The 25728-nt window shown below is 38.7% G+C and carries 21 protein-coding genes and 1 pseudogene; 13 read left to right on the top strand and 9 right to left on the bottom strand.

What is annotated here, in order from left to right:
• The first annotated feature begins 13 nt into the window (after positions 1 to 13).
• The 3 genes from M030_RS0106035 (at position 14) to M030_RS0106025 (ending at position 4638) form a co-directional block, all read left to right on the top strand.
• Positions 14 to 736 carry an ABC transporter ATP-binding protein gene (locus tag M030_RS0106035; RefSeq protein WP_027372671.1) on the top strand — a complete coding sequence of 241 codons (723 nt, stop codon included), beginning with the start codon at positions 14 to 16 and terminating at the stop codon, positions 734 to 736.
• Positions 737 to 781: 45 nt separating this feature from the next.
• Positions 782 to 3196 carry an ABC transporter permease gene (locus M030_RS0106030; protein ID WP_027372670.1) on the top strand — a complete coding sequence of 805 codons (2415 nt, stop codon included), beginning with the start codon at positions 782 to 784 and terminating at the stop codon, positions 3194 to 3196.
• A 146-nt stretch (positions 3197 to 3342) separates the two neighbouring features.
• Entirely contained in the window at positions 3343 to 4638 is a 1296-nt protein-coding gene (locus tag M030_RS0106025) for a TolC family protein (RefSeq protein WP_027372669.1), read from the top strand.
• A gap of 147 nt (positions 4639 to 4785) precedes the next feature.
• On the opposite strand, the gene M030_RS0106020 is transcribed toward M030_RS0106025, so the two are convergent.
• Together M030_RS0106020 and M030_RS0106015 are read right to left on the bottom strand one after the other, a co-directional pair.
• Positions 4786 to 5586, bottom strand: coding sequence for a DUF4249 domain-containing protein (locus tag M030_RS0106020; protein ID WP_027372668.1), 801 nt, complete (start codon positions 5584 to 5586; stop codon positions 4786 to 4788).
• Between the two features lie 3 nt (positions 5587 to 5589).
• A complete protein-coding gene (locus M030_RS0106015; RefSeq protein WP_027372667.1) occupies positions 5590 to 7920 on the bottom strand; it encodes a TonB-dependent receptor in 2331 nt (776 codons plus the stop codon).
• Positions 7921 to 8211: 291 nt separating this feature from the next.
• Between M030_RS0106015 and M030_RS24890 the strand changes: the two genes are divergently transcribed.
• The 9 genes and pseudogenes from M030_RS24890 (at position 8212) to M030_RS26050 (ending at position 15754) form a co-directional block, all read left to right on the top strand.
• On the top strand, positions 8212 to 10023 hold the full coding sequence (locus M030_RS24890) for a serine hydrolase (RefSeq protein WP_051584917.1): 1812 nt from the start codon (positions 8212 to 8214) through the stop codon (positions 10021 to 10023).
• Positions 10024 to 10066: 43 nt separating this feature from the next.
• Entirely contained in the window at positions 10067 to 10555 is a 489-nt protein-coding gene (locus M030_RS0106005; RefSeq protein WP_027372666.1) for an SMI1/KNR4 family protein, read from the top strand.
• 175 nt (positions 10556 to 10730) lie between these two features.
• Entirely contained in the window at positions 10731 to 11453 is a 723-nt protein-coding gene (locus tag M030_RS0106000; RefSeq protein WP_027372665.1) for an SMI1/KNR4 family protein, read from the top strand.
• Positions 11438 to 12001, top strand: a complete 564-nt coding sequence (locus tag M030_RS0105995) for a Crp/Fnr family transcriptional regulator (protein ID WP_027372664.1) — start codon at positions 11438 to 11440, stop codon at positions 11999 to 12001. The genes M030_RS0106000 and M030_RS0105995 overlap by 16 nt, the downstream gene beginning before the upstream one ends.
• Before the next feature lie 99 nt (positions 12002 to 12100).
• A complete protein-coding gene (locus tag M030_RS0105990; RefSeq protein ID WP_027372663.1) occupies positions 12101 to 12490 on the top strand; it encodes a RidA family protein in 390 nt (129 codons plus the stop codon).
• A 375-nt stretch (positions 12491 to 12865) separates the two neighbouring features.
• On the top strand, positions 12866 to 13678 hold the full coding sequence (locus M030_RS0105985; protein ID WP_027372662.1) for a hypothetical protein: 813 nt from the start codon (positions 12866 to 12868) through the stop codon (positions 13676 to 13678).
• 203 nt (positions 13679 to 13881) lie between these two features.
• Positions 13882 to 14670, top strand: a complete 789-nt coding sequence (locus tag M030_RS0105980; RefSeq protein ID WP_027372661.1) for an SDR family oxidoreductase — start codon at positions 13882 to 13884, stop codon at positions 14668 to 14670.
• A gap of 137 nt (positions 14671 to 14807) precedes the next feature.
• Positions 14808 to 15437, top strand: a pseudogene (locus M030_RS26055) (DUF2723 domain-containing protein); the annotation flags it as partial.
• 137 nt (positions 15438 to 15574) lie between these two features.
• Positions 15575 to 15754: a Kazal-type serine protease inhibitor domain-containing protein gene (locus tag M030_RS26050; RefSeq protein ID WP_394363891.1), complete on the top strand. Its 180-nt coding sequence runs from the start codon at positions 15575 to 15577 to the stop codon at positions 15752 to 15754.
• 2607 nt (positions 15755 to 18361) lie between these two features.
• Here M030_RS26050 and M030_RS0105970 read toward each other — a convergent pair.
• The 7 genes from M030_RS0105970 to M030_RS0105940 form a co-directional block, all read right to left on the bottom strand.
• Positions 18362 to 18814 (bottom strand): hemerythrin domain-containing protein, encoded by a 453-nt coding sequence (locus M030_RS0105970; RefSeq protein WP_027372659.1) that lies wholly within the window; start codon positions 18812 to 18814, stop codon positions 18362 to 18364.
• 93 nt (positions 18815 to 18907) lie between these two features.
• Entirely contained in the window at positions 18908 to 21151 is a 2244-nt protein-coding gene (locus M030_RS0105965) for a nitric-oxide reductase large subunit (RefSeq protein WP_027372658.1), read from the bottom strand.
• Positions 21152 to 21163: 12 nt separating this feature from the next.
• A complete protein-coding gene (ric, locus tag M030_RS0105960) occupies positions 21164 to 21889 on the bottom strand; it encodes an iron-sulfur cluster repair di-iron protein (RefSeq protein ID WP_027372657.1) in 726 nt (241 codons plus the stop codon).
• A gap of 43 nt (positions 21890 to 21932) precedes the next feature.
• Positions 21933 to 22355 (bottom strand): c-type cytochrome, encoded by a 423-nt coding sequence (locus M030_RS0105955; protein WP_027372656.1) that lies wholly within the window; start codon positions 22353 to 22355, stop codon positions 21933 to 21935.
• Between the two features lie 11 nt (positions 22356 to 22366).
• Positions 22367 to 22855, bottom strand: a complete 489-nt coding sequence (locus M030_RS23795) for a hypothetical protein (RefSeq protein ID WP_228375188.1) — start codon at positions 22853 to 22855, stop codon at positions 22367 to 22369.
• Positions 22856 to 22910: 55 nt separating this feature from the next.
• Entirely contained in the window at positions 22911 to 23342 is a 432-nt protein-coding gene (locus M030_RS0105945) for an RrF2 family transcriptional regulator (RefSeq protein WP_027372655.1), read from the bottom strand.
• A gap of 112 nt (positions 23343 to 23454) precedes the next feature.
• Positions 23455 to 24270, bottom strand: coding sequence for an AraC family transcriptional regulator (locus M030_RS0105940; RefSeq protein ID WP_027372654.1), 816 nt, complete (start codon positions 24268 to 24270; stop codon positions 23455 to 23457).
• A 132-nt stretch (positions 24271 to 24402) separates the two neighbouring features.
• Between M030_RS0105940 and M030_RS0105935 the strand changes: the two genes are divergently transcribed.
• On the top strand, positions 24403 to 25725 hold the full coding sequence (locus M030_RS0105935) for a TolC family protein (RefSeq protein WP_027372653.1): 1323 nt from the start codon (positions 24403 to 24405) through the stop codon (positions 25723 to 25725).
• Positions 25726 to 25728: the final 3 nt, after the last annotated feature.

The following is a 25728-nucleotide window of genomic DNA, read 5'->3' as shown; positions in this document are numbered from 1 at the left end:
AATAGATATTACCATGATCAATATAGATAAACTTTCAAAAATTTATACAGCAGAAGATGTGCAGACGCACGCACTGCATGAAGTCAGTCTGAGCATTAAAGAAGGAGAGTTCCTGGCCATAATGGGGCCTTCAGGTTGCGGAAAATCCACTTTTCTTAATATTCTGGGACTGCTGGATACCGCTTCAATGGGATCATATCAATTTGAAGAAACCCAAATGATAGGATTAAGTGAAAAAAGGAAATCGGAAATCCGAAAAAAGTATATCGGATTTATTTTTCAGAACTTTAATCTGATTGATGAATTAACCGTTTATGAAAATATTGAACTTCCCCTGATTTACAACGGAATTTCTTCTTCGGAAAGAAAAAGAAGAGTAGGAGAAATCATGGAAAAGATCAATATTGCTCACCGGGCCAAACATTATCCTCAACAACTGTCAGGAGGACAGCAGCAAAGAGCAGCGGTTGCAAGAGCTTTAGTTACAAAACCCAGGCTGATCCTTGCCGATGAACCGACAGGAAATCTGGACAGTTCCAACGGGAATGAAGTCATGAATCTCCTGGCAGAGCTTCACAGAGAAGGTTCCACGATTGTGATGGTGACCCATTCCTCGTACGACGCAGGCTTTGCATCAAGGATTATCAATATGAAAGACGGACAAATTTTTAATGAAGAATATGCTTCCCGGCGAAAAGATGTATTTGCAAAAGCCGATGCGGGAGCATTTGAATAGTTCTGAATCGTTTCGTTACCTATCATTAACTGTAATACTACCATTATGCTGACCAACTGGCTTACAATCGCCTTCATCAATTATAAAAAGAACGGGTTGTCTACCCTGATCAATCTGTTCGGGCTTACCATAGGCCTTACAGGATTTATGCTGATCCTGATGCATTGGAATGATGAGGAATCTTATGAAAAATGGAATCCGAAAAAAGATCAGATCTATGCTTTTCAGTCCTTCTATAAAAGAACAAATTTTTACGGGGATAATATCTCTTACCCACTTGCCTTTAATGCATTGAAGACCATTCCGGAAGTGCAGGATTTTGTTATTTTTAACGGTTCGGACATAGGCGTCAAGATGACCACAAAATATACGACAACCTTTCAGCAGGGAGGTTTTACTTCATCAGAAAGTTTCCTTACCTTCTTTCCTTTTAAAATTATCTCAGGACGTGCAAAAGATGCCTTGAAATCAGATACCTCCATTATCATTTCCAGACAGGCTGCGATAAAATTATTCGGAACAATCAACGCTGTCGGTGAGTCGTTAAAATTTGATGATAAAAATTACATCGTTACCGCGGTCTATGAACTCCCTGAAGGTAACAGTCAGATTAAGCCTCAATTTGTTTTCAAGCCTGTGGAAGGGTTCAAACATGATAAAGAGCAATGGAATAACTTCAACTACGGATGTTTTTTCATGCTTAAAAAAGGAGCTGCCCCTGCGAATTTTGAAAATAAATTTAAGGATATCCTTATGCTGAGATCAAGTATAGATGCCAGGGGAACGGGAATGACTACAGCTCAGTTTTCAGATCTTCACGGGCCGAATAGTGTGCAGTTGATCCCATTGGATCAACTTAAGCTTCATGCAAAAGCATCATGGTTTGGGGCAGGAGATTTCAGAACGATTATGATCCTATTTTCCCTGTCTGTCCTGATTGTTATCCTGTCTGCCATTAATTTTATCAACCTGAAAACGGCTGAAGCTTCACAGAGAGCAAAAGAAGTTGGCGTTAGAAAAGCGATCGGAGGAACAAAACTGTCCCTGATGCTTCAGTTTTTTCTGGAGACGTTTATCATTTGTTTATTGTCCTACTTCCTGTCTCTGGCACTTACAGAACTTTTACTTCCTGCTTTTAATCAATTTTTCAACAAAGAAATAGAGCTGAAAGACTGGCATATTTATCTGTATTCTTTGACCATGGTCATTGTAGTTACTTTATTATCCGGGTTAATTCCTGCTTTCTATCTTTCAAATTTTAAAACCATCGAAACGCTGAAAGGCAATTTCTCCCGAAGCAAACACGGTGTCTGGCTCAGAAACGGAATTCTTACGCTACAGCTCGTTATTTCCTCATTTTTCATCATTGGAGGTCTCATTGTACATACGCAGGTAAAATATATGATGAACAAGGACCTTGGGTTTAACGGAAATCAGATCATGATGATTAATTTCAATGAATCCACTCCAAAAGCCTGGCTGAAATATGAAAGGCTTAAAACTGAAATTTCGAAAATCAATGGAGTAGAAGACGTTTCTTTCGGGGAATCGGTTGCAGGAACCGGACGCAGAAGCAGTTCAAATATGGATTATGAACAACAGAGCATCAATGCAGAAAATAGCGCTATGGATTATAACTACCTCCAGTTTCTGGATGTGAAGTTACTGAAAGGACGCTGGCTCAATCCTCATTTGGCATCAGATACAATGAATACAGTTATTGTCAATGAGGCATTTGTTAAAAAGTTTGGATGGACTGATGAACAGATGTTTCAGCGTGAAATAAAGCCCGGATTTGATGAAGGGAAAAAATATAAGGTTGTGGGAATTGTTAAAGATTTTAATCTAAGAAGTCTTAAATACCAGGTAGAACCTATCATGTTTTTTCATTACAAACAATCTTCCTGGAAGAGATTTAATGTATACAATATTCAGGTTAAAATAAAGGCTGATGATATCGAAGGAACAGTGGCAAAACTAAAAAAATTCTGGCAGACTTCCGCCGAGCCGGGATATCCTATTGATTACTATTTTCTCAATCAGAAGTTTGCAAAGACTTTTGAAATGTACCAAAAACAACAGACTTTGTTTACTATTCTGAATGCCATGGTATTGATGGTGGCTTTATTGGGACTTTTTGCCCTTTCTTCTCTGATGATCGAGCAAAAGCTGAAAGATGTAGCCATTCGAAAAACATTAGGCGCTTCAGATCGTATTCTTGTTTTCGGGCTGACCCGCCAGTTTCTTTGGATCGCTGTAATCGCTGTTTTGATAAGTATCCCGATCAGTTATTTCCTGATGAACGAATGGCTGAAAGATTTTGCCTACAGAATTGATATGCCGGCCTGGCCTTTTGTCATAAGCTTTGTGTTATTACTGGTATTGACATTTGCGGTTGTAAGCATCAAAGCGTATAAAGCCACAAAAGTAGATCTTGTGAAATATCTGAAGTACGAGTAATCGTTCTTCGTAATAAGTATGTTTAAATTTAGCTACAAAATTACAAAGTTTTTGTTTTCTAAACACTTTATCGGTGTATCTCTTTTATGTTTTTATAAGAAGGTTATACAGCAATAATGTAAAATTTTTTAAATCAGAACGTATTCATGAAAAATTTAATTTTTCTGTTGTTTGTTGGCTTCTTTCCGGCCCAGCAAACATGGAACCTGCAACAATGTCTGGACTACGCATCAACCTATCATCCGTTGATTAAACAGGCAACAGTGACCGTTACAAAAAATGATCAGCTGGTCAAAAGCTCAAAAGGAATGCTATTGCCTTCCGCAGAAGCAGGAGTGAGACGTGACTACAGTTTCGGATCTTCCATCAACCAGACCAGTAATCAGAGGGAAGCTTTGAATACACAATATGACCAGTTCTATGCCCAGGCAGATTGGGGGCTTTTCAACTGGAAGAATATCCTGAATATTTCGCTTTCAAGACTGAATAAAGAAACCAGTGCCTATCAGCTTAAACAGGCTCGGAATAAGGTGAAACTAGATGTTGTTCAGAAATTTTTTGCCTACCAGAACAGCAAAAGTTTACTTGAAGTACTGGAAACCCAGATTTCCGGGATAAAAGATCAGATCCTGAGAACCGAAAAGGAAGTAGAGATCGGAAATCGTCCTAAAAGCGATGTATATGATATTAAAGCCAATCTCGGGACATTGCAGGAGCAGTGGGTGTCGGCTAAAAATCAACGTGACCAGACGAAAATTAATCTGATCAACGCGTTGTCAGTTACCCATGATTCTCTGGATTTTATCATGAATGATGAAAGTCTTTCCGACGCAGAATTCAATGATCCTGATTTTACTCAAAAATTACTGCAGAAAAATCCTGCATATCAGGCAGCAATAGCGGAAATGAAAGCACAGGAAAAAAGAGAAGATATTGCAAAAGCAGGTTATCTACCAACCTTAGACGGCAGATACAGATGGTCGACCTTTTACAATAAAGTACTTGGAAAAGACAATGTATCAGACAAAAGCTTCTCGGATCAGTTTGCCCAGAACAAAAATCATTTTTTGTCTTTAGGGATAAGTATTCCTGTTTTTAATAAGCTGCAGGTGAAAACCAATGTGGAAATAGCAAAACTGAATGTTATCAGTTCCCGGTATGACAGGGATCTGATCATAAATTACCTTACGCAAAGCATCAATTCGATCAGGGCACAGTTTTTAAATGCCCGGGAAAAATATAATCTGCTGGATTCCAATTTTGAGAATCAGAGACTCTCATTTCAGAAATCTGAGGAAAAATACAGGGAAGGGCTTATTGATGCCTATGCCTTTTTTGTAGTCCGGAACGGCTGGCTTCAGGCCAATTATAATCTGATCAGCAGCAAAAATGATCTGATCCAGCAGAAAGAACTCCTGAAAATACTGGAATCAGGATTGTAAAGTCAATTTATTCGTACAACTCCAGTGAGTCGTCTTCATTCCGGTGAAGGCGGCTTTTTTATGCTCTGAAACACTGCACGGTTTATCCATAAAAAAGGTTATTTCGGAAAATCCAAAATAACCTTGTATCGTATAGCTTCTACTTTTTTATTGAATCACAAAGCTTTGTACGCTCTGTGTATGAGCCGAGAAATATCCCAAAGCCCCATTGCTGATATTGCTGGGAGGGTTGGCAGGAGTAACCCCACCGCCAGGACCCGACATATCCAACAGAGCACTGTAAAAAGTGAAAATATTATTATCAATGCTTTGCATCTCAACATGGATAGTATCTCCGGCCTTCACTTCATGATCTGCACCGTCATTATCATCATTGGGAAGGATGAGAGGACGCTGGTTAAGCATTCCGTTATTAAGGTTGTCTGAAAACACGTTAATATATTTTTTCGACAGATTATTGATCGTGTAAGAAAACAGATAACGGTTCCCTAATACCGCCGGGTCAGTAAAAATAGGCAAAAGGGTATAACTCGTTTTACTTCCGAACTGGAAAGAATCCTGTGCAAGGCCTTCAAAATCTACAGGCTGTGGCATAGTGCTGTGAGCGGTGTACTGCTGGCCTTCGGCTTGTACTTTCAATGTATAGGTTCTTCCTGCTGCTCCTACAAATGTTGTAGTTTGATACCGGCCATTTCCCATATACTGTAAAATATCGGTCTGGCCGGTATTATCACTTAAAATAACCTGTGCCCCTTCCACGGCAGGATACTGATTCTGTTGTGTAAATGCTACGGATTTGGTAATTCTGACGATGTAAGGACCTGCCTGATCCGTTACATTTCCTTCAATCACTATTTTTCCGCTCTGATCATCAAGATCGAGGTCGATTTCTTTCTGGCATGAGGTCATTAAAAACAGCGATAATATAATATAAAAAGTATTTTTCATGATTTAAAATTTGAAATTGTAAGTGATGTTTGGTACCCAACGGAATAATGAAGTCTGCATAGCACGTGTAGTTCCCGGATTGTTCGGATTATCTTCGAAAGTAATGGTGTATGCATTTTCACGGCCATACAGATTGTAAATTCCGAAAGTCCATGATCCGCGGAAGCGCTTATTGGAAGAAGGTTCGTAGGTAGCACTTAGATCCATTCTGTGGTAAGCCGGCATCCTGTCTGCATTTCGGGTGCTGTATTGGAAAACAGTTTGTCCGTTTAACTGATACTTTCCGGTAGGGAAGGTTACAGCATTTCCTGTACTGTAAACAAATAATCCTGAGAAAGACCATTTGGGATTCAGCTGATAAGTAGCAACAATAGAGAGATCATGGGTTTTGTCCATTCTTGCATTATACCATTGGTTATCATTAATTCCGTTTATTTTTCGCTCAGTTTTGGATAAGGTATAAGAAATCCAGCCGGTTAATTTTCCGCTTTTCTTTTTAGCAATAAGTTCCAGTCCGTAGGCTCTTCCTTTCCCGAAAAGCAATTCACTTTCTACATCTGCAGCCGTATCAAAGGTAATCTGGGCTCCGTTTTTGAAATCAATCTGATTTTGCATTGATTTATAATAGACCTCAGCATTCACCTCATAATTGTTGTTGTTGAAATTTCTGCTGAACCCCAGACTCACCTGGTCTGCGATCTCAGGCTTTACCGTTAAGCTGCTGCCAATCCACTGATCAGTAGGGTTTCCACTGCTTGAGTTGCTCAAAAGATGCAGGTTTTGAGTATTACGGGAATATCCTGCTTTGATGCTGCTTACTTCATTGATTCTGTAGTTAGCGGTAATTCTCGGCTCAATATTCACATAGGTTTTTCCAAATTTTCCTTTTTCAATATACCGGCTGTCGGTAAGAACTCCGTTGTTATAGGTGTTGAAAGTGTCACCACCTAAAACACTAAACATTGAAAGCCTCGCTCCATAATTCACGGTCAGCTTTTCCGTCGCTTTAAAATCATCATTAATATACAGGGCATTTTCCCATGATTTTCTGGTATTTCTAGGAAAACTGCTCACGCTGGTTCCTGATGCGCTGCTTGGTGTAATCGTATGATAAATAGATTGCAGACCAAAACGAACGGAATGTTTATTTCCTGCAAACCATGTGAAATCCTGCTTAAGGTTCCAGTCCTGTATTTTTGAATTTAAACCGAAATTATTGTCATTACTTTTCAGACTGACTTTATAATCGTAGTTGCTGTAAATAAATGAAGTGTTGGAAAACAACTTACTGTTGATAATACTGTTCCATCTCAGAGTGGCTGTTGTATTTCCCCAGTCTGTTGAGAAAGTATTCCCCAATCCCAGTACGTCCCTTCCGAAATATCCTGACAGGTAAAGGCGGTTATTTTCATTGAGCTGGTAATTGGCCTTCAGGTTCAGGTCATAAAAATATAATTTGTTGTCTTTATAATCATTGGAAGTCTTTAAGAACAAGTCAGCATACGTTCTTCTCCCTGAAACAATGAAAGAAGATTTTTCCTTTTGAATAGGACCTTCCACACTTAGCCTGCTGCTGATAAGACCGATTCCTCCATTAATGTTATAATCCTGGTTGTTTCCGTCTTTCATCTTTACATCCAGTACAGACGAAAGACGCCCTCCGTATTGGGCAGGGCTGTTTCCCTTGATGATACTGACATCCTTTAAAGCATCACTGTTGAACGTGCTGAAGAAACCAAGCAAATGCGAAGCATTATATACAGGAGCCTCATCCAGTAAGATCAGGTTCTGATCGGTGGCACCACCTCTTACACTGAAGCCGCTGCTTCCCTCACCATTACTTTTAATACCCGGTAAAAGCTGAATCGTCTTCATCACATCTTTTTCTCCGAATAAAACAGGAAGTTTTTCAATATTTTTAATGCTTAATGTCTCTGTTCCCATTTGGGCAGAGGTTAAATTTTTATCCTTTTTAATGCCGGTTATCACCACTTCATCAATAGATTTTGAAATCTGCTCCTGTGGCAGAAGCGGAAGGTCCATTTTTATATTCTGATCAACTTTGATCTGCTGTTCAAAATCTTTATAACCAGGATTGGAAATGATCAGGGTATAATTGCCTTCCGGCAATGACAAAGAATAAAATCCATATTCATTGGCAACGACATTAATCGAGGGATCTTCACTTACTTTTACAGCAACCCCGATCAGGAGTTCGCCATTTTTTTTATCTTTTATGGTTCCGCTTACAGAATAGGTTTGCTGGGCAAGCACAAAAGTACTGAAACAGAGCGCAGCAGTGGCTGCGGTGATTTTTAAAAAGGATGTTTGCATTAGTTTTGTTTAAAGTAGTAGATCTCTTTTATAATAATTGTAGATTTTATTATCGGATTAGTTGGAAGGATGAATGAGTAGTTACATTAAAAAGCCTTAATAATGAAATAAATAAATGGAATGATTTTTAATAATGGAAAATATTCTTCAAACTTCAGGAAGCAAAGATAATAGAACTTATGCTAATCATATTACTTATTTAGAATATTTGTTCTAAAAATAAATAAAATATTAAAATAGCATCTTTGATTCCTTATTAAGTCATATTTTTGATCCATTAAATTTCAAACCATGAAAGCTACAGCTCGTTTATATATTGCCATGACCTTAGGAATGGCCGGAAATTTTACTTTCGGCCAGTATAATGTGGAAATAACCAAAGAAATTTCCCGGGTGGAATCAGGATTAATGCCCGTTACCCGTTTTGAAGGCAATCCCCTCTGGACCTTAGAGTCGCGGATGAAACATTATAATATTCCCGGTTTAAGCATTGCTGTAATTAAAAACTCGAAAATAATCTGGAGTAAAGCGTATGGGTTGGCAGATGTAGAATCTAAAACTCCTGTAAACACAAAAACTTTGTTTCAGGCTGCCTCGATGAGCAAACCCGTGAGTGCCTATGCTGCACTAAAAGAAGTGGAGAACGGAAAAATAAATCCGGATGCTGATGTAAATTCTTATCTGACTTCCTGGAAGATTCCTGAAAACACATTAACCCAAGAGAAAAAAATCGGGCTTTACAATATACTCAGCCATACTGCGGGCTTTACGGTACACGGATTTGGTGGTTATGAAGCAGGCAAATCACTTCCCACACTGATTCAGGTGCTGAAGGGAGAAGCTCCTGCCAATTCTTCTCCGGTTGTGGTTGACCAGCTTCCGGGAACTTCATTGCGCTATTCCGGTGGTGGATATTCTGTGATGCAGCAGATGCTGATCGATATTGAAAGAAAAAGCTTTCCTGCCATCATGCAGGAAAAAGTGCTCGGACCTCTGGATATGAAAAACAGTACTTTTGCGCAACCTTTACCGGAAAATCAATCACAATGGGCAGCTACAGCCTATACTATGGGCGGAGAAAGAGTGAAGGGGAAGTATCATATCTATCCCGAAATGGCCGCAGCCGGATTGTGGACGACCGCGGAAGATCTGTCTAAATTTGTGATTGATATTCAAAATACTTTAAGCAATAAAAGTCATAGAGTCATCAGTCAAAAAATGGCAGAAAAATTTACAACTTCTTTTATTGATCCGTCAGTAGGACTGGGTATTTTCCTTGAAAAAAAAGGAGAACAGGTTTATTTTAGTCATAACGGGTGGAATGAAGGCTTTTCCAGCAGATTTATTGGCAATAAGACCAACGGCGACGGAATTGTCGTTTTGATCAATACCAATAAACCTGAATTTATTGAAGAACTGATCAGGTCTGTAGCATTGGTCTACCAATGGCCGGATTATGTAGGACCTGCCTTTAAGACATTACCGATGACGGAAGAAGATTTCAGCAACAGTGTAGGGAGATATCAGTTCAATCAGTATGGATTAAATAGAATTTACCGTAAAGATGGTAAACTTTGGTTGACAATTAATGATTTAGACGGACCCATGGAACTTTTGAAGGTTGGAAAAAATACATATGCTTCGGAAAACTGGAGTTTTACATCGGAAATTGTAAAAGATCCTCAAACCGGAAAATCTGAAATGGTCAATCTTTTACCGGACAAAACCATCCGGTCAAAAAACCCAAAGATGAGCGATGAAGAAAAAATACCTTTGGAAATGATTTTAGAAGGTAGTTTTGATCAGGGATTAGAAGCATTCCGTAGTGCAAAACGCAAAAATCCGGACCATTATTTTCTTTCGGAAGATTATCTGAACAATGCCGGGTATGCTTTACTCGGACAAAATAAACTGAACCAGTCGATAGATATTTTCAGAGTGAACAGCCTTTTATATCCGGATAGCCAGAATGTATATGACAGTTTAGGAGAAGCTTATCTGAAAGCAGGACAAAAGGATAAAGCCAGATATTATTATCAGAAAGTACTGGAGATCAATCCGGCCAATGCAGATGCCCTAAGGATTTTAAAAATATTACAATAAAAGCAATAGATTTCATTAGATAAATTTAAAAAAATGATTGATCATGTTGTTGAGAATATGGACGATTGAAGAAATTGAAACTGAAATTTTAAAAGCAAAAAAGGAAAGACAAAATTTTCCAAGAACCCTTGAATTCCCTTTTTCTGAACGCTATAAAAATATAGTAACCCAGATTAAAAGCACAGAAATTTCTTCTGAAACGATTATATATGATTCAGTGGAAGCTGCCAATGAAAATAAAGACTTTCATTGGCCGGATCATTGGTGTTTTGCAGAAAACGGGCAGGGTGACCGTTGGCTTTTGAATGGCAGTAACTTTGTGTTTTTTTATAACCACGATGATGATGAACGCTTAGAGCCTATGTACATCACTTTTGAACAATGGTTACAGATGGCCTTTGTTATCCGTCAGCTGGATGAATATTGTAATGAATCTGAAACTTTAGAAGAGTCTGTCAAGCAAAGATTTTATGAAGTGTTACATACTATCCATCCTCGACTAAGTGAAAACTTTCCGTTTTCAGTACCATAAATCTTTAAAGCTTGTAAAGTCTTCTGAAATGGACTATTTTTGAAGAAACAGCACATTTTAAAACCAAATACTATTTCTCTTTCATCCTGGAATACAGAATGGAACTTTTACAGAAGTTTTCTACGATAAAAAGGGAAAAGCTACATTTGTTCAGAACGTAATAGATAAAATGATCATGAATTTAGAAGAACTGGAACAGAAATATAATTTTAAATATCCCGACCTCTACAAACGTCTGCATAATGATAATATGCTGGATTGGGGAGAATCCGGTCCGGATTGGTATCTGACCACATTACCAACACTGAAGAAAAAACCACCTTTACTCTTATTCGGAAACGATATTGAAATCTGGAAGGATCAACAACTTGTTGAAGCCGCCATACAGGAGATGTCGGAGGAGGATGATTACAGAAACATTCATGAAAATTATAAATTTGTCCCGTTTGCCAAAAATGGAGCAGGGGATTTATATGTTTTTCAGTATGATTTGGAAGATAATGGTGAAGTGCCGGTAAGTTTTATTCCTCACGATGAAGAAGAAGGTGAGGTGCTGGCCAAGAACTTTCAGGATTTTATTTTTCGTCAGCTTCTGGAAGCTGTGACAGAAATTGATGAAGATTCTATGTTTTATGAAGAGGAAGAAGAAGAGCTGAAACAGAATTTATTCAGTCAGTTAAAAACTCACGAGCCTTACCTCAGTTCCGGACAGATAGAGATACTGCATACGATTTATCAGCGTGATATCTTCGAATATACTTACAAAGTTCCGAATGGACATATTTTCGAGGCAGAAGGATTGGTGACTTTTGATGAGGTGGACGATATTATAAACCGTGAAATGGCTTTTGATTATCAGAATAAGAAGTTTAATTATACGACATGCTGGATCAGTTAAGAGCTCATATTGAAAAAATTGTTCCCCTGGACGATCAGGAGTTTGAACTCATGACTGCTTTTTTTACGTATAAAAAGTTTAAAAAACATCAGTTTTTAACACAGGAAGGAGAACCCGTAACCTACAATTATTTTGTGGTGAAAGGTCTTTTAAAGCTCGTCTATACAGATGATACGGGAAAAGAACATATTGTAGCCTTTGCGATGGAAGACTGGTGGGAAACAGATTTTCCGGCCTTTTATCAGCAAACCAAGGCAACAATGTCACTGCTGGCAGTAGAGGATACCGAAGTATTATGCATTTCTCTGCAGGATTATAAAAAATTGTGTGCAGCCCTTCCCAAAATTGAACATTTTTTCCTGGAGAAAGCATATATGGGATTTATTGCCGCGCAACAACGTATCATTTCAACGATGACGACGGGAATTAAAGAAAGATACGAACAGCTGCTTCAAAAATATCCTTCTTTAATTCAACGGGTTCCTAAAACCCTTCTTGCTGCTTACCTCGGAGTTTCAAGAGAAACATTGAGCCGTTTATCCCTGTAAATAGTGACTCCAGTCACTCCATAATCGTGATCCGGATCACATGGGTTTGTTATCCCTGTTCTGCAACTTTGCAGTCTAATGTATAACAAATTCAATACAATGGAAAAAAGAACCATCAACCCATGGCAATGGCAAAATGAGCGAAGTTATTCTCAGGCCGTTGAAGTGAGAAATGTAGAAAGTACCTTATACTGTTCAGGGCAGGCGGCCATTGATCCTGACGGAACCTCAAGCGATAAGGATATGAAGTCTCAGCTGCAACAGGCTATTGCTAACCTTGAAGAAGTAGTCATTACTTCAGGATATGAATGCAAAGAAATTGTACGGCTCAATATCTATACAACCTCAACTCAGGAGCTGTGGCCTCATTTCCCGATTCTTCAGGAATGGATAAAAAAACATCAGATGACACAAGCCGTCACCATGCTTGAAGTAAAAAGTTTATTTGAAACCTTAACGGTAGAATTGGAAGCAACGGTTGTAAAATAAACGGCAGATTCAATAGATAAAAAACCTCCAAATTCCTGGAGGTTTTTTTTATTGCTAAAAATAAATCGATTATTTTGATTTTTATTTAAATTGTTATTTTAACATAATTGCTTCAATATCTATTGTTTTTTAATTTATTAATAAGTAAATTTATTTTTTTAATCATTTTTATTATATTTATTGATTGGTTGTTGCTTATTTTTAATTTTTTATAAATAAATATTTTAATTTACAATAAATTAATTCAGTTTGTAGTGAATTTTATTATATTTGTTAATACATTAATAATTATTTCAAGTAAAATGATGATCATTATTGAAATAATTTAAGCAAAATGCATTTTTATTTTTATGAAATTTCACCAAATTTATTATTATGAAGAGAACTCTTACCTATTTTTTAATGCTTGTAACAGGCAATTTTTTCCTTTCGAACGCGCAAGTTGGTATTCAGACTTCTAACCCTCAGGGAGTCTTTAATATTGATGCAGCCAAAGACAATCCTGCTACCGGAGCACCTTCAGCTGCGCAACAGGCCAATGATGTAGCGGTTACCGCTACAGGAAACATGGGAATTGGTACCACAGTTCCCACCAACAAGCTTCATGTCAATGGTACCGATCCTTTACGTTTACAGGGGGTTGGCACCGGAAATACTACAACAGACCCTCTTGTGGTAATTGATGGTACCGGTGTGATAAAAAGTATTGGAACCTTAGGTGCTCTTTCTATTCCCAATCCTGCTGTATTCCGATTAGAAACTGCACAGGCCAATTTCTTACAGGCACAAGGTGCCGGAGGATCACAGGTCGTACCTATGTCTGTCGTTAAAAATAGTATTCCGGGAATGACTTATAATGCTGTTACAAGTACTATTACTTTTCCGGCAGGAACCTACCAGATTACTTTTGTTTATGAAGCAATTCATAATATAACAGGATGTACCATCAGTTCTTATTTTATAGATTTCCCTCTTAATGCTACGACTACCAGAATTCACAATACAGCGTCACATTCGGAAGGAGCACTTTCTAATCATGGTGGAACAATTACCTACGCCACAACTCTTCCTGCCAACAGGGCTTGGACGATCACTCTTGGAAGAGGGCAATCCGGTAACTGCGGAGGAGCAGGGATGAACCTGGCTGCTATTTCTACCCAATTACTGGTTTTCCGGATCGGAGATTAATTGTATATAACTTTACTTATCAGGCATTTTCATATCTCATCTCAACGAGAAATTCTAATAACACAAATAGTATCAAAACACCGGCATCCGTCGGTGTTTTATGATATATCAATAGCATCGATTGTATTATTCTAAAGAGAAACCTTTTTCAGCATTATGGGTTTTCCTACATTTATACTAATTATTTTGTAATGATTACATCAATGAATATTCAACTTTTTTCAAAAAATGCGCTGGTAGGAGGAGCTACCCAGGGAATAGGTGCCGGAATTGCCGTTGAGCTGGCAAAATGCGGAGCGAATGTTACCGTCATGTCCCGTAACGAAGCTAAGCTTAAGAACTTTACTGCTGAACTTCCCGTTATTCATCCGGAGCAGAAACACAAATACCTTGTGGTCGATTTTTCGGACTTTGACAACTATAAAAAAATTATAAAGGAGTACTTTGAAAGTCATCCGGTTGATATTCTGGTCAACAATACCAATGGCCCCGAACCCGGATTGGCAACAGAAAAAAATGTGGAGGATTATCAAAAAGCATTTGATCTTCTTTTTAAAACCGTGTGCGAAACTACTTTACTGGCCTTACCCCACATGATGGAACAGAATAACGGAAGAGTTATCAACGTTTCTTCATTGTCAGTAAAAGAACCTATCAACAACCTGGCGTTGTCAAACTCCATCCGGTCAGCTGTAATGGCCTGGGCGAAAACTTTATCGAATGAAGTTGCAAAACATAATATTACAGTCAATAATATTTTAACCGGATATTTTGATACGGACCGCATCAAAAAATTAGTGAGTAATGAATCACAGCAGACAGGTACTTCCGAGGAAGATATCAGGAAAGCCAGAGAAAATAAAATTCCGATGAAGCGATTGGGAAAACCTGAAGAATACGGTCATTTGGTGGCCTTTCTGGCCTCAGAATATTCATCCTATCTTACAGGAGCAAGTATTCCGCTGGATGGTGGATTGAATAATACGTACTAAAAGATTCATTGTATTTAAAAGGCTCCCGAATTTCGCCGGGAGCTTTGTCATTTCTTGTACAATTAAGATATTTTATTGTCTTCATGTAATAACTCCGGTCCGTCAGTTGTCTTACGAGTACTATTGGAAAATATTATATGAAAAAATGGTCTTTTAAAAGATGGAACACTGTACTTGGGTGGTTCCTCTTTTTCATTGCTTTGATTACCTATTTCTCTACCATAGAACATTCACTGAGTTTCTGGGATTGTGGAGAGTATATTTCTTCGGCTGTAAAGCTTGAGGTTACGCATGCTCCGGGAGCTGCTTTGTTTCAGATTGTGGGTGCCGCAGCAAGTATCCTTGCGCTGGGAAATAGCGGCAATCATGCCATAGTGATTAATGCGATGTCAGCCCTTTTCAGTGCGTTGACTGTTGTCTTTTTGTTTTGGACGATCACTCATTTTTTAAGGAGGATTTTACATAAGGATTTTGAGGAGCTTACCCGGCAGCAGGAGATTTCAATTCTGTTGGCAGGAGTCATCGGTTCTTTATGCTTTACTTTTTCCGATACTTTCTGGTTCTCAGCAGTAGAAGGAGAGGTGTATTCCATGGCATCCCTGTTTATTGCTATTTTATTATGGCTGATTACCAAATGGGAAAATGAATATCAAGCGGTGGATAATGAAAGATGGATTATTTTAATTTTCTTTATCATCGGGCTTTCTGTAGGGGTGCATATGATGTGTATGCTGGCGATTCCTGCCGTATGTCTGGTGTTTTATGCCCGTAAATATCAGTTTTCATGGAAGTCTTTTATGTGGGCCAATGTGATTACCCTTGGTATATTGGCACTGGTATTTAAAATAATTTTCCCTTTGATCATGACAATGTTCGGGAATCTGGAAATCTTCTTTGTGAACGGATTGGGACTGCCTTTTCATTCAGGAACCATGATGGCGTTTGTACTGATGGCTGTCATTTCCTTCCTTTTGATCAGATATGCGGGAAAAACCAAAAGAAATATTTATCAAACTGTCGTTTTATCAGTGGTATACATGATGATAGGTTTTTCATGCTGGATGGTGATTCCTATCCGGGCTAATGCCAATCCGCCCATGAATCTTAATGATCCTGATACGGCAATCGGTATGAGAGATTATTACAATAGAGTGCAATATGGAGACTGGCCAACAATCTACGGACAGAATTATACTGCATCCCTTGATGCCAAAGGAATTGAGAAAAATGAAGACGGAAGTTATAAGACAGAGAAAACAGGGGATATGTACGAAAAGGATGAAAAAACGGGAACGTACAGAAAGACAGGAGAAAGCTTTAACTATGTATTCAATAAATCTCACATAAGCTTTATGCCCAGGATGTTCAATGAAGATAAAGAGGTGATGGCTAATTATATTGCAATGTACGGAGCTCCTGATTTTACCTTCAATTATGATAACCAGGAAGTGGCGGATAATCCTGAGGCTCAAAAAATATTTAATGAATTAAGGGCAAAGTATGAAGATGATTCTATTACGGTAGCAGATTATCTTAAAGTAAAGCCCTACGATCTGATCAATGTCCAGAAACCTTCGTTCCGTCAGAATATGGATTATTTTATCTCATTCCAGAACGGATATTATTTTGTAAGGTACCTGATGTGGAACTTTGTCGGAAGGCAAAATGATCTTCAGGGCCATATGGAAAATACGCAAGGGAACTGGATTTCCGGATTTTCTTTTATTGATAACGCTTTGTGGGGAAACCAGGAAACTATGCCGTCTAAATTTAAAAACGAAAGTACGGTGAAATTCTTCTTCCTCCCTCTGATTCTGGGACTGATCGGATTCTTTTTCCAATTGAACAGGGATTTTGGGAGATTTTATGCTTTGCTTTCTCTTTTTATTGTAACCAGTGTAGGCATTGTTTTTTATACAGGGGTAAAACCTTTTGAAGTAAGAGAAAGGGATTATGCAATGGTGGGTTCATTTTATGCCTTTGCCATTTGGATCGGTTTGGGTGCAGGAGCCATCCTATGGTTTCTTCAGTCTACAATAAAATCAAATGCAGCCTCCGTCATTTTAGGGCTTGTGCTATTAGGAATTCCCTTTATGATGGGATTCCAGAATTATACTTCACATGACAGAAGCCGTAAGACTGCAGCGTATGATTATGCTTATTCAGTGCTGAAATCTTTACCAAAAAATGATATTATTTTTATTTATGGAGATAACGATACCTTTCCGGTGTGGGGAATCCAGGAGACAGAAAGATTCCGGGATGATGTAAAAACAGTTAATTTTACCTTACTGGCAATGCCCTGGAGTATCGATCAGGTAAAAAGGAGAACGTACAATGCACATGGCATTCCGGGAGAGCTGACCCATGAAGATTACAGAGATGGAATCAATGAGCAGGTGTATTTAATGAAAAAAGAAGATTGGGAAGGTCTTTTTGCAATGGTAAAAGATCAGGGAGCACCCGACACTTCTTTTCAGGACTTCAGGAAATTCCTGACGCAGGATTCTTTAACGCTGAAGGAAGCAATGGATTTTATAAAATTAAAATCTCCTGAGAAAGATGAGTTGCTGAAAATGTACTTCGGAGAAGAAAAATATGAAAGATTTAATATTCTTCCGGTCAGTAAATTTGTACTGCCTGTCAATAAAGAAAATGCTGTAAAGTCAGGGATCATCAGCAGAGCAGACCTTTCGAAGGCTGTAGATCATATCACCATTTCATACAAAGGAAACAGGTTTCTCAAAAATAACCTTATGATGATGGATCTGTTGGCTAATTTTGACTGGAAACGTCCTGTCAGTTTTTCGTCCGGTGGCATGTATGAAGGTGAAAATACCTTTTACCTTGATGAATATCTGCAATTCGACGGTTTCAGCTACAGGCTCGTTCCCATCCATACTCCTCAGGCTCCGGACGGTGACAGGGGAAGGGTAGATGCAAACTCCCTTTATCAGATCGTTAAAAATTTCAGATGGGGCAATTTTAAGGATCAGACTATTTACTATGATGAAACGGCAACATCCAATATCATAGGCTACAGGATGTCTGCGAGCAGAGCTGCTTCAGCATTGGTTGCCAACGGACAGAAAGATAAAGCTGTTGAATTGCTGGATCTTGTGGACAGAGAAATTCCTGCTGAAAAATACAACGATCCGCGCTCATTAAGCATGATTGTTTCCGGATATATTCTGGCAGGTAAGGAGCAAAAGGGGCTTCAGCTGGCAGAAGTTCTTAAAAAAGAGATTTTTAAAGAATATGATTATTATATAATGCTTTCACCTCAATATCAGATGGCTGCCCGAAAACAGATAAGAACATTACCTATGGAATATGCCCTGGTTGTTTCCGCTGTTACTGACTCATATAATAAACTGAATCAAAAAGAGAAAGCCTATACGTATCTTGTACAATCCATAGAACCGATCGATAAAAAATTCAATGTTTTTGTGAAAGGCCTCCAGCAGATGGGAAAAGAGAAAGCCATGAAAGAATCTGAAAATGTGCAGAAAATTGCACCTTTTTATCAGTATTTATTTGATATTATGGAGCCTTTTGATTCTACCTATTCAAGGCAGAAAGAAAATGAGATCACAACCGCCATTATAAAAGCTACACAATGATGGAGTAGTGTTTGTATTAAAAATAAAAAGGTCTTCAGGTATTTGTCTGAAGACCTTTTTCGTATACATCATTTCCAGAATTCATCATCATAAGTATCCGTTTCTTCGGTATGAATGTGGCTGAGCTCTTTTCCGATCCTGCTTAAAGTTTCATGACTTAGTTTTTCCTCCAAATGAGGAAACCAATGGCGTTCTTCAAAACGGATGTGCTGATCAAGAAGATCTGCAAAATCTGAAAAGAGGTTCCGGCCTTCCAAGCTTTCAATCTGAGAAACCAATACTTTCAGTTGGGTATGTTCCGATTGGATACGGGAAGAGTATTCGTCTTTCAGATAGGGAAAGAGAATTTGCTCTTCCTCCCTGAAATGCTCTTCCAGATGGTTTTTCCAAAAGTAAACGATATAATTTTTAATCCTGTCCGGTTTTACTTTGTTCCTGATTCCCTGCCTGATTTTCCAGCTGCAAAGCAACCCGAAGTGGTGATCACGGGAAAGCAGGACTATATTTTCGTTGCGTTTCATGATTTTATGATTTAAAAATTAAAATAGCAAAGCTTTTTGAAGAATCAGTAAACCTTACAGCTTCTGAAAATCTGTAAGGCTTACAATGATGGGTTACCGTTTTTCTTTTAAAGACCATCCCAACTTCAGTCCGATGATAAAGATGACCAGAAGTAATTCTCCGGCGGCTAGTAAAATATCTCCCGGTACCCGCATCCATCTTAAGAAATGCATAATGTCTGTCTGCATAAATTCAGCAGAACGCGCGTACCAATATCCTTCTTTAATAGAGGCAACAGATTGCATAATGCCTATGGGCAGAAGGCTTATAGTGACCATCACCAGTAAACCGATATTAATAAGCCAGAAAGCCCATCCGATAAGTCTGTCATTCCATTGACGGTCAGGATATAATCCCCTTAAAACAAACAGCATCAGTCCGATTCCTAAAATGCCATAGACCCCGAATAAAGCGGCATGGCCATGCACAGCAGTAGTGTTCAGTCCCTGAATATAATATAAGGCAATAGGAGGGTTGATGGCAAATCCGAAGATTCCTGCACCCAGAAAATTCCAGAAGCACATTGCAATAAAGCAGTAAATGGGCCATTTATATGCCTGAATCCATTTTGTAGATTTACTAAGCTGATAATTCTGGTAAGCCTCATATCCAATCAAAACAAGCGGAACAATTTCCAACGCACTGAAGGTTGCACCCAATGCCAGTACAGCGGTGGGGGTGGCGCTGAAATACAAATGATGGAACGTTCCTAAAATACCTCCGCCCAGAAAAATGATCGTAGAGAAAAGAACAGCATGCGTAGCCGATTTTAATCTTAATAATCCTAATCTGGTAAATAAGAAGGCTGCCACTACCGTTGCAAAAACTTCAAAGAAGCCCTCTACCCAAAGGTGAACAACCCACCATCTCCAGTATTCAGCAATCGCCATGTGTGTTTGTCTTCCATACATCAGGCCTGCGCCGTAAAACATCGCAATAGCAACGGAAGAAAGTGTGAACAGGAGAAGTAAATGACGGTCACCATCTCTGCGCTTTAAAGCAGGAAGAAGAGCTCTGACCATTAAAACCAGCCAGAGAATCAGTCCGATAAGCAATAGAATCTGCCAGATTCTCCCCAGTTCCACATATTCATATCCCTGATGTCCCCAAAGGAAATTGTCTACAAGTCCCAGCTTTTGCATTACACCCAGCCACTGGCCCGTCAAAGATCCTAAGACAACAATCAATAAGGCACCGAATAATATATTGACACCGAGCTTCTGGAATTTCGGCTCATATCCTGACACTGCAGGGGCAATGTATAAACCTGTTGCCAGCCATGAAGTGGCGATCCAGAATATAGCCAGCTGCACGTGCCAGCTTCGGGAAACCGATTGCGGAAGAAACTCATCCAAAGTAATTCCGTAAAACCCGCTTCCTTCCACTCCGTAATGTGCCGTGACCACACCGGCCATCATCTGAACCAGGATCAGTAAAGCAACGACCCAGACGTATTTCAGAGTCGCTTTCATCGAAGGAGTAGGTTTCATATTCCGTAACGGGTCTTCAAGGGGAAGTACCTCACTGATTTCTTCTTCTTTATTTCTTGCATGGTAAAAAACCAGAAGGCCAACGCTGGCAAGCAGCAAAAGTATACTGAATCCGGACCATATGTGAAGAGACGGAGGCGGAACATTACCGACAGATTCATCATGAGGCCAGTTATTGGTATAGGTTACATGATCCCCCGGCCGTTCTGTACTACATACCCAGGTGCTCCACGCAAAAAATGCATTCATTTTAACCATCCTTTCCGGATCTTTAATCGTATTCCCGGGAATTGCATACTGATCACGAAGTTCAGCCATGGATGGATCATTCATGAAGAGTTTTGCGTAATATTGAGACAGCTGCTTCTGTACTTCGGCCCTTTCAGGGGAAAACACGATTTCATTATTGCTTTCATTGAAAGTATTGGTACGAAGCTCTCTTTTCAGCAGTACCTGATATTTTGCCTGTTCTTCATCGGGAAGATCCCGGTATATCTTACCCTCTTTTTTGGCCAGTTCCTGAAGCAGAAGAACAGATTCGCGGTGGAGGTAATCTGCAGTCCAGTCAGGAGCAATATAGGCGCCGTGGCCCCATATACTTCCTACGGTTTGCCCTCCGATCGATTGCCATACATTCTGGCCATCTTTTATATCCTGTCCGGTAGCAAGCAGAGTACCGTCAGTACTTACGATTTTTGCGGGGATAGGAGGAACTTTTCTGTAGATTTCAGTGCCATAGAATATAAGGACTGCAAAAGAGCCGATCATGACTACTGCCAGCCATATCCAAAGTTTTTTAGGTGTCATTCTGATCATTTTTTAGGATTCAACAGCCAATTCTTTTTCCAGTCGGATCGCTTTTGGGAACAGGATATTATTCTCAAGATGAATGTGTTTGTGAAGGTCATTTTCAAAATCCTGAAGCATGGCAAAAGCAACTTTGTAGGTGTTGCAGGCGTCTGCAGGAGGAAGATATTCATTGGTGATTTCTGCAATTTTTCTGAAGCGGTCTCCTTCTACGGTATGATCATGTTCCATCATATGAACCGGATTTTCCACTGTTCCGAAAACCGGATGCGGCAAGGGTTGTCCTGATATTTTTGCCGTCACCATATTTTTAATGAAAGGAAACAGGATGAGTTCTTCTTTTTTCATATGGGCAGCCAGATCACTGGCAGATTCATCAAATAAATTTTTAACTTCAAATAATTCAGGATGCCTGCCTCCGTGAACTTTACACAATTTATCCAGAAAAGCCTGTAAAACAGAGGTTTTTTCTTCCACATAACGGTGATGTGTTTTCTCGATATAATCTGTCAGCAGATCCAGCGGCCAGCTGTTGAAGTCTATGAAAGAGCCTTCGTTTTTCGGAAGGGCTTCCAGTTCTTCATAGATTTTTTCAGGATCGGTTTTTTTGTTGTGGCATGCCTCTTCTATTGTTCTTCCGCCTTTACAGCAGAAATCTATACCATGTTTCTTAAAAATAGCAGCGGATCTGAAATCTTCAGCTACCATATTTCCGATAAAGTCTGTTTTTGTGTTCATAATATAATACTTTTTTGTCTTTTATTATTTTAAATTTTTTTATTTACTTTTTAAGTGAAAGAATATATTTTACCATTTGTTGAGCATCGTCTTTACTTAATCCTTCGTGAGGAGTCATGGGAATATCACCCCAATTTCCTTTTCCTCCTTCAATAATTTTTTGTGCCAGCCGTTCAATATCTGCCTTTGTATATTTTGAAGCTACATCCTGATAAGAAGGTCCGATTAATTTGGAATCTATTTTATGACAGGCAAGACAGTCGGCTCCTTCGATGAGCTTGAAACCCGGATCATTAGAAGCATTTGTCGTAACAATAGGCTCAGGATGAGGAGCGGGTTGTTTGACAGGTTGCTCTGTAGAAGGTAGCGGGATGGGAATAGGTGTTGTTTCATTTTTGCCGGAACATGATAAAGCCATCGTCAATACTCCCAATATCATTGCTGTATTTATAAGTTGTGTTTTCATAAGGAATGCAGTTAATGAGTTATATTTTTCGTGTAAGAATGGTTATTTTCAGTATCCGCTATATGTTTTTTGAATTGTGAAATAATAGCAATGAGCACGATAACAGTCTTTGCTGATTCTGCATAAATAAAATAATCATGAACGGGAGTGGGCAGCAGAGTCCTGCCTGAGGAAAGCAAATCAACCCGGTTACCAAGTACGGGCAGCATCCAATACTGTTGTAACGAAAGGAGAATCAGGAATATAATAATGATCAGAAAATCAAATTTTGTATAATTTTTATAGCTGATCATCATAAAAGCTAATATTAAAAACAAAAATAGGTTCTGTATTTTTGTAGAAACTCCGAACATCAGTTTTCCTAGTCCCAAAGCTGTTGTAAGGGCCATTCCCTGCACCTGAAATTTCAACGGTGTTTCTAAAAAACTAACCGTCATCAACATCCCGGCCATGAGGCTTAGCAAGCAAAGGACAATAGGATTTTTGAGAGATAATTTCATTTTTATTTATTTAATATATTAAGACCTTTTTATCTTTTATTTGGTCAAATTTTTTTTAACGCTTCAAATAGGTCAGCTGTAAATCAAGATTATCGACAAATTCCTGAATTTTTGAATTTTCCAACATTTCACGAAGATTATCCCTGATGCTTTTAAACTGATCATGAAGAGGGCACGGGTGGGTTTCAGAGCATTGTTCCAGCCCCAGGCCGCAACCTGAAAATAATTTGTCCCCGTCAACTTCCCTTACAATGTCAGCAATCGATACATTCAGATTGTTCTGATCCATATAAAATCCGCCATTGGGCCCTTTAGCAGACTGTACAAATCCTTTTCTGCTTAAATCCTGTAAAATTTTTGCAATGAAATATTCAGGAGAGCTGATACTTTTTGAAATGTCTTTGATTCCCACTCTGCTGCCGTTTTTAGATTGCTGGGCGATATAAATCAAGGCTCTTAACGCGTATTCGCAAGTTTTGGAAAACATTTTCTATTTATTTAACATGACAAATATATAAACTTTTTTTAATAAAAGATAAAAAACTCTTTTATTTTTTTTGATCTTTGATAAACGTCATATAATAGTTCTGTTCACTGATTTAGTTAACACCGCTATTCTTAAATGCCTTACTGCTTTTCCTCAGATCTGATGGCCTCGACTGGGTAAACTGGCTAAAGGTATCACTGAAAGCACTGATAGAACTATATCCTACGTCATCAGCAATTTCATTGATTGATTTGTCTGTATTTAACAATAGTTCAATAGCTTTTATAATTCTCAATGTTTTTAAATACTGGAGGAAAGAAATATCCATATCAGATTTGAATAAACGGGACAGGGACCTTTCACTTAAACCGAACCTGGCGCTTACATTAGCCAGTGTGTGGATCTCTCCGATATTCCATTCCAGATAAGATACGATTTTCATCATCTGCTTATTGTGGGTGGCAGGAAGAATAATTGGCAGAGGTTGTTGGTGGGTTTTGGGAAGAATTTTCTTTAAAGCAACTAAAAATTCAAAATTTTCATCTTCTGCAGTCACATGTTTTTCATCCCATATTTCTGTATATTTTATCATTTGAATGAGGAGTTCTGAGGCAGGATAAATTCCGAGTCTGCTGTAAAACGGGTCAGAAATATCATCATATGCATAGAAATACAAAGACCTAAGGACGGTTGCAGAATGACCTATTTCCAGAATATGCTCCATTCCCTGTGGAATCCAGAAAAAATGCCTGGCAGGAACTACATAGGTTCGGTTATCAATCGTAATATAAGCGATACCGCCTTCTACATAGCTTAGCTGCCCCTTCGTATGCTTATGAAAAGGAATGAGTTTTTCTGATTTTTCGTGCATGACAAAGACACTTTTATCATGCTGGTCAATATGTGGAAGTGTAGCAATTAATCCCATACAATCATTAAAAATATTACCGGATTGCAAAGATAATCATTTGGCCGGAATCATGTAAAACTTGACTATTTTAGATAAAAATATTTTCGGGATTGAGGATAAATTTGCAGTGCAATAATTCGAAAAATTCAGATGAAAATTTATCTCACCGGACTGCTGCTGCTGGGCACAACCTATAGCATATCAGCTCAGACAGGCAGTCTCCGAAATGATACCATTCGACTCTCCCTAAAAGACGCATGGCAAAGAGCTGAAGAAAACAGCCGTCATATTAAGATCAAAATATTCAGTGCAGACATCGCAGAAGCCGAAGTAAAAGACGCAAAAAGGGAAAGACTGCCGGAAATCGGTGTGAAAGGATCCATAGAAAAAACTTCCAATATCCCGATTTATGAAAACGGAATTTTTTCCAAGCCGGTACAGCACGAGGTCATCCACACCCTTTACAGAGCAGGAGCAGATTTTTACCTGAATATTTATGAAGGGAATAAATTAAATCTTAAAATCAAAGAAAACCAGACCCTGGAAAAAATTAAGACCATTCAAAAAGAGCAATCGGTTTCGGACATTCACTACAAAACAGCAAGCCTATATCTTGAATTGCAGAAAACTTTAATTTTCAGGAACCTTATTCAACAGGATATTGCCGATCAGAAAACGCAGCTCAAGGAAATACAGGCTTTATATAAAAATGGGGTAGTCCTGAAGACCGATGTTTTGAGGGTGGAACTTGAACTTTCTAAACGGAAAATGGCACTGACCACCATTGAAAATGATATTCTCATCGCCATGCAGAAACTGAATATTATCCTGGGGATTCCGGATGATGAAATCGTTATTCCCGAAGCTCCTTATGATCAGTGGGATGAGAATATAACCTATAAAGACTATCTTAAACTGGCTTTGGAACATTCTTTCGATTACCATGTTTCTGAGCAGCAGACCGCGTTGAGTAAAATCAAACTGAAACAGGTGAAGGCAAATGTAAGTCCTAAAATCGGCTTATATGGTGAGTTTTACTATGCCAATCCACAAATCTTCCTGTATCCTTATAATCCGGATTGGTATTCGCTGGGAATCGTAGGACTGAAAGCTTCCTTTTCTATATCCTCACTGTATCACAATACTCAAAAAGTAAAAGCTGCTGCTTTAGAGTTTGAAAAAGAAGAAGAAACTCATAAAGATACTGAGGATAAAGTGAGACAACAGGTGAAGGAAGCGTATCTGCGATACCGCGAAGCACTTGAGCAGATTAAAGTTGCGGAAACCAATGTAGCCCAGGCTAAAGAAAATGCCCGCATCACAAAAAATACCTACTTCAGCCAGACTTCTTTGATTACCGATTTATTGGATGCTGATATACAGCTTCTCCAGACAAAATTTGAATTGGAAGCCGCCAGGATCATGGCTCAAAACAACTATTATTTATTACAGAACATAACAGGTACTTTATAAAAC

The organism is Chryseobacterium sp. UNC8MFCol, from assembly GCF_000482305.1.
GTDB classification, from domain to species: domain Bacteria; phylum Bacteroidota; class Bacteroidia; order Flavobacteriales; family Weeksellaceae; genus Chryseobacterium; species Chryseobacterium indologenes.
Note: the sequence above shows the minus strand (reverse complement) of the source record. Positions and strands in the feature narration are given on the sequence as shown.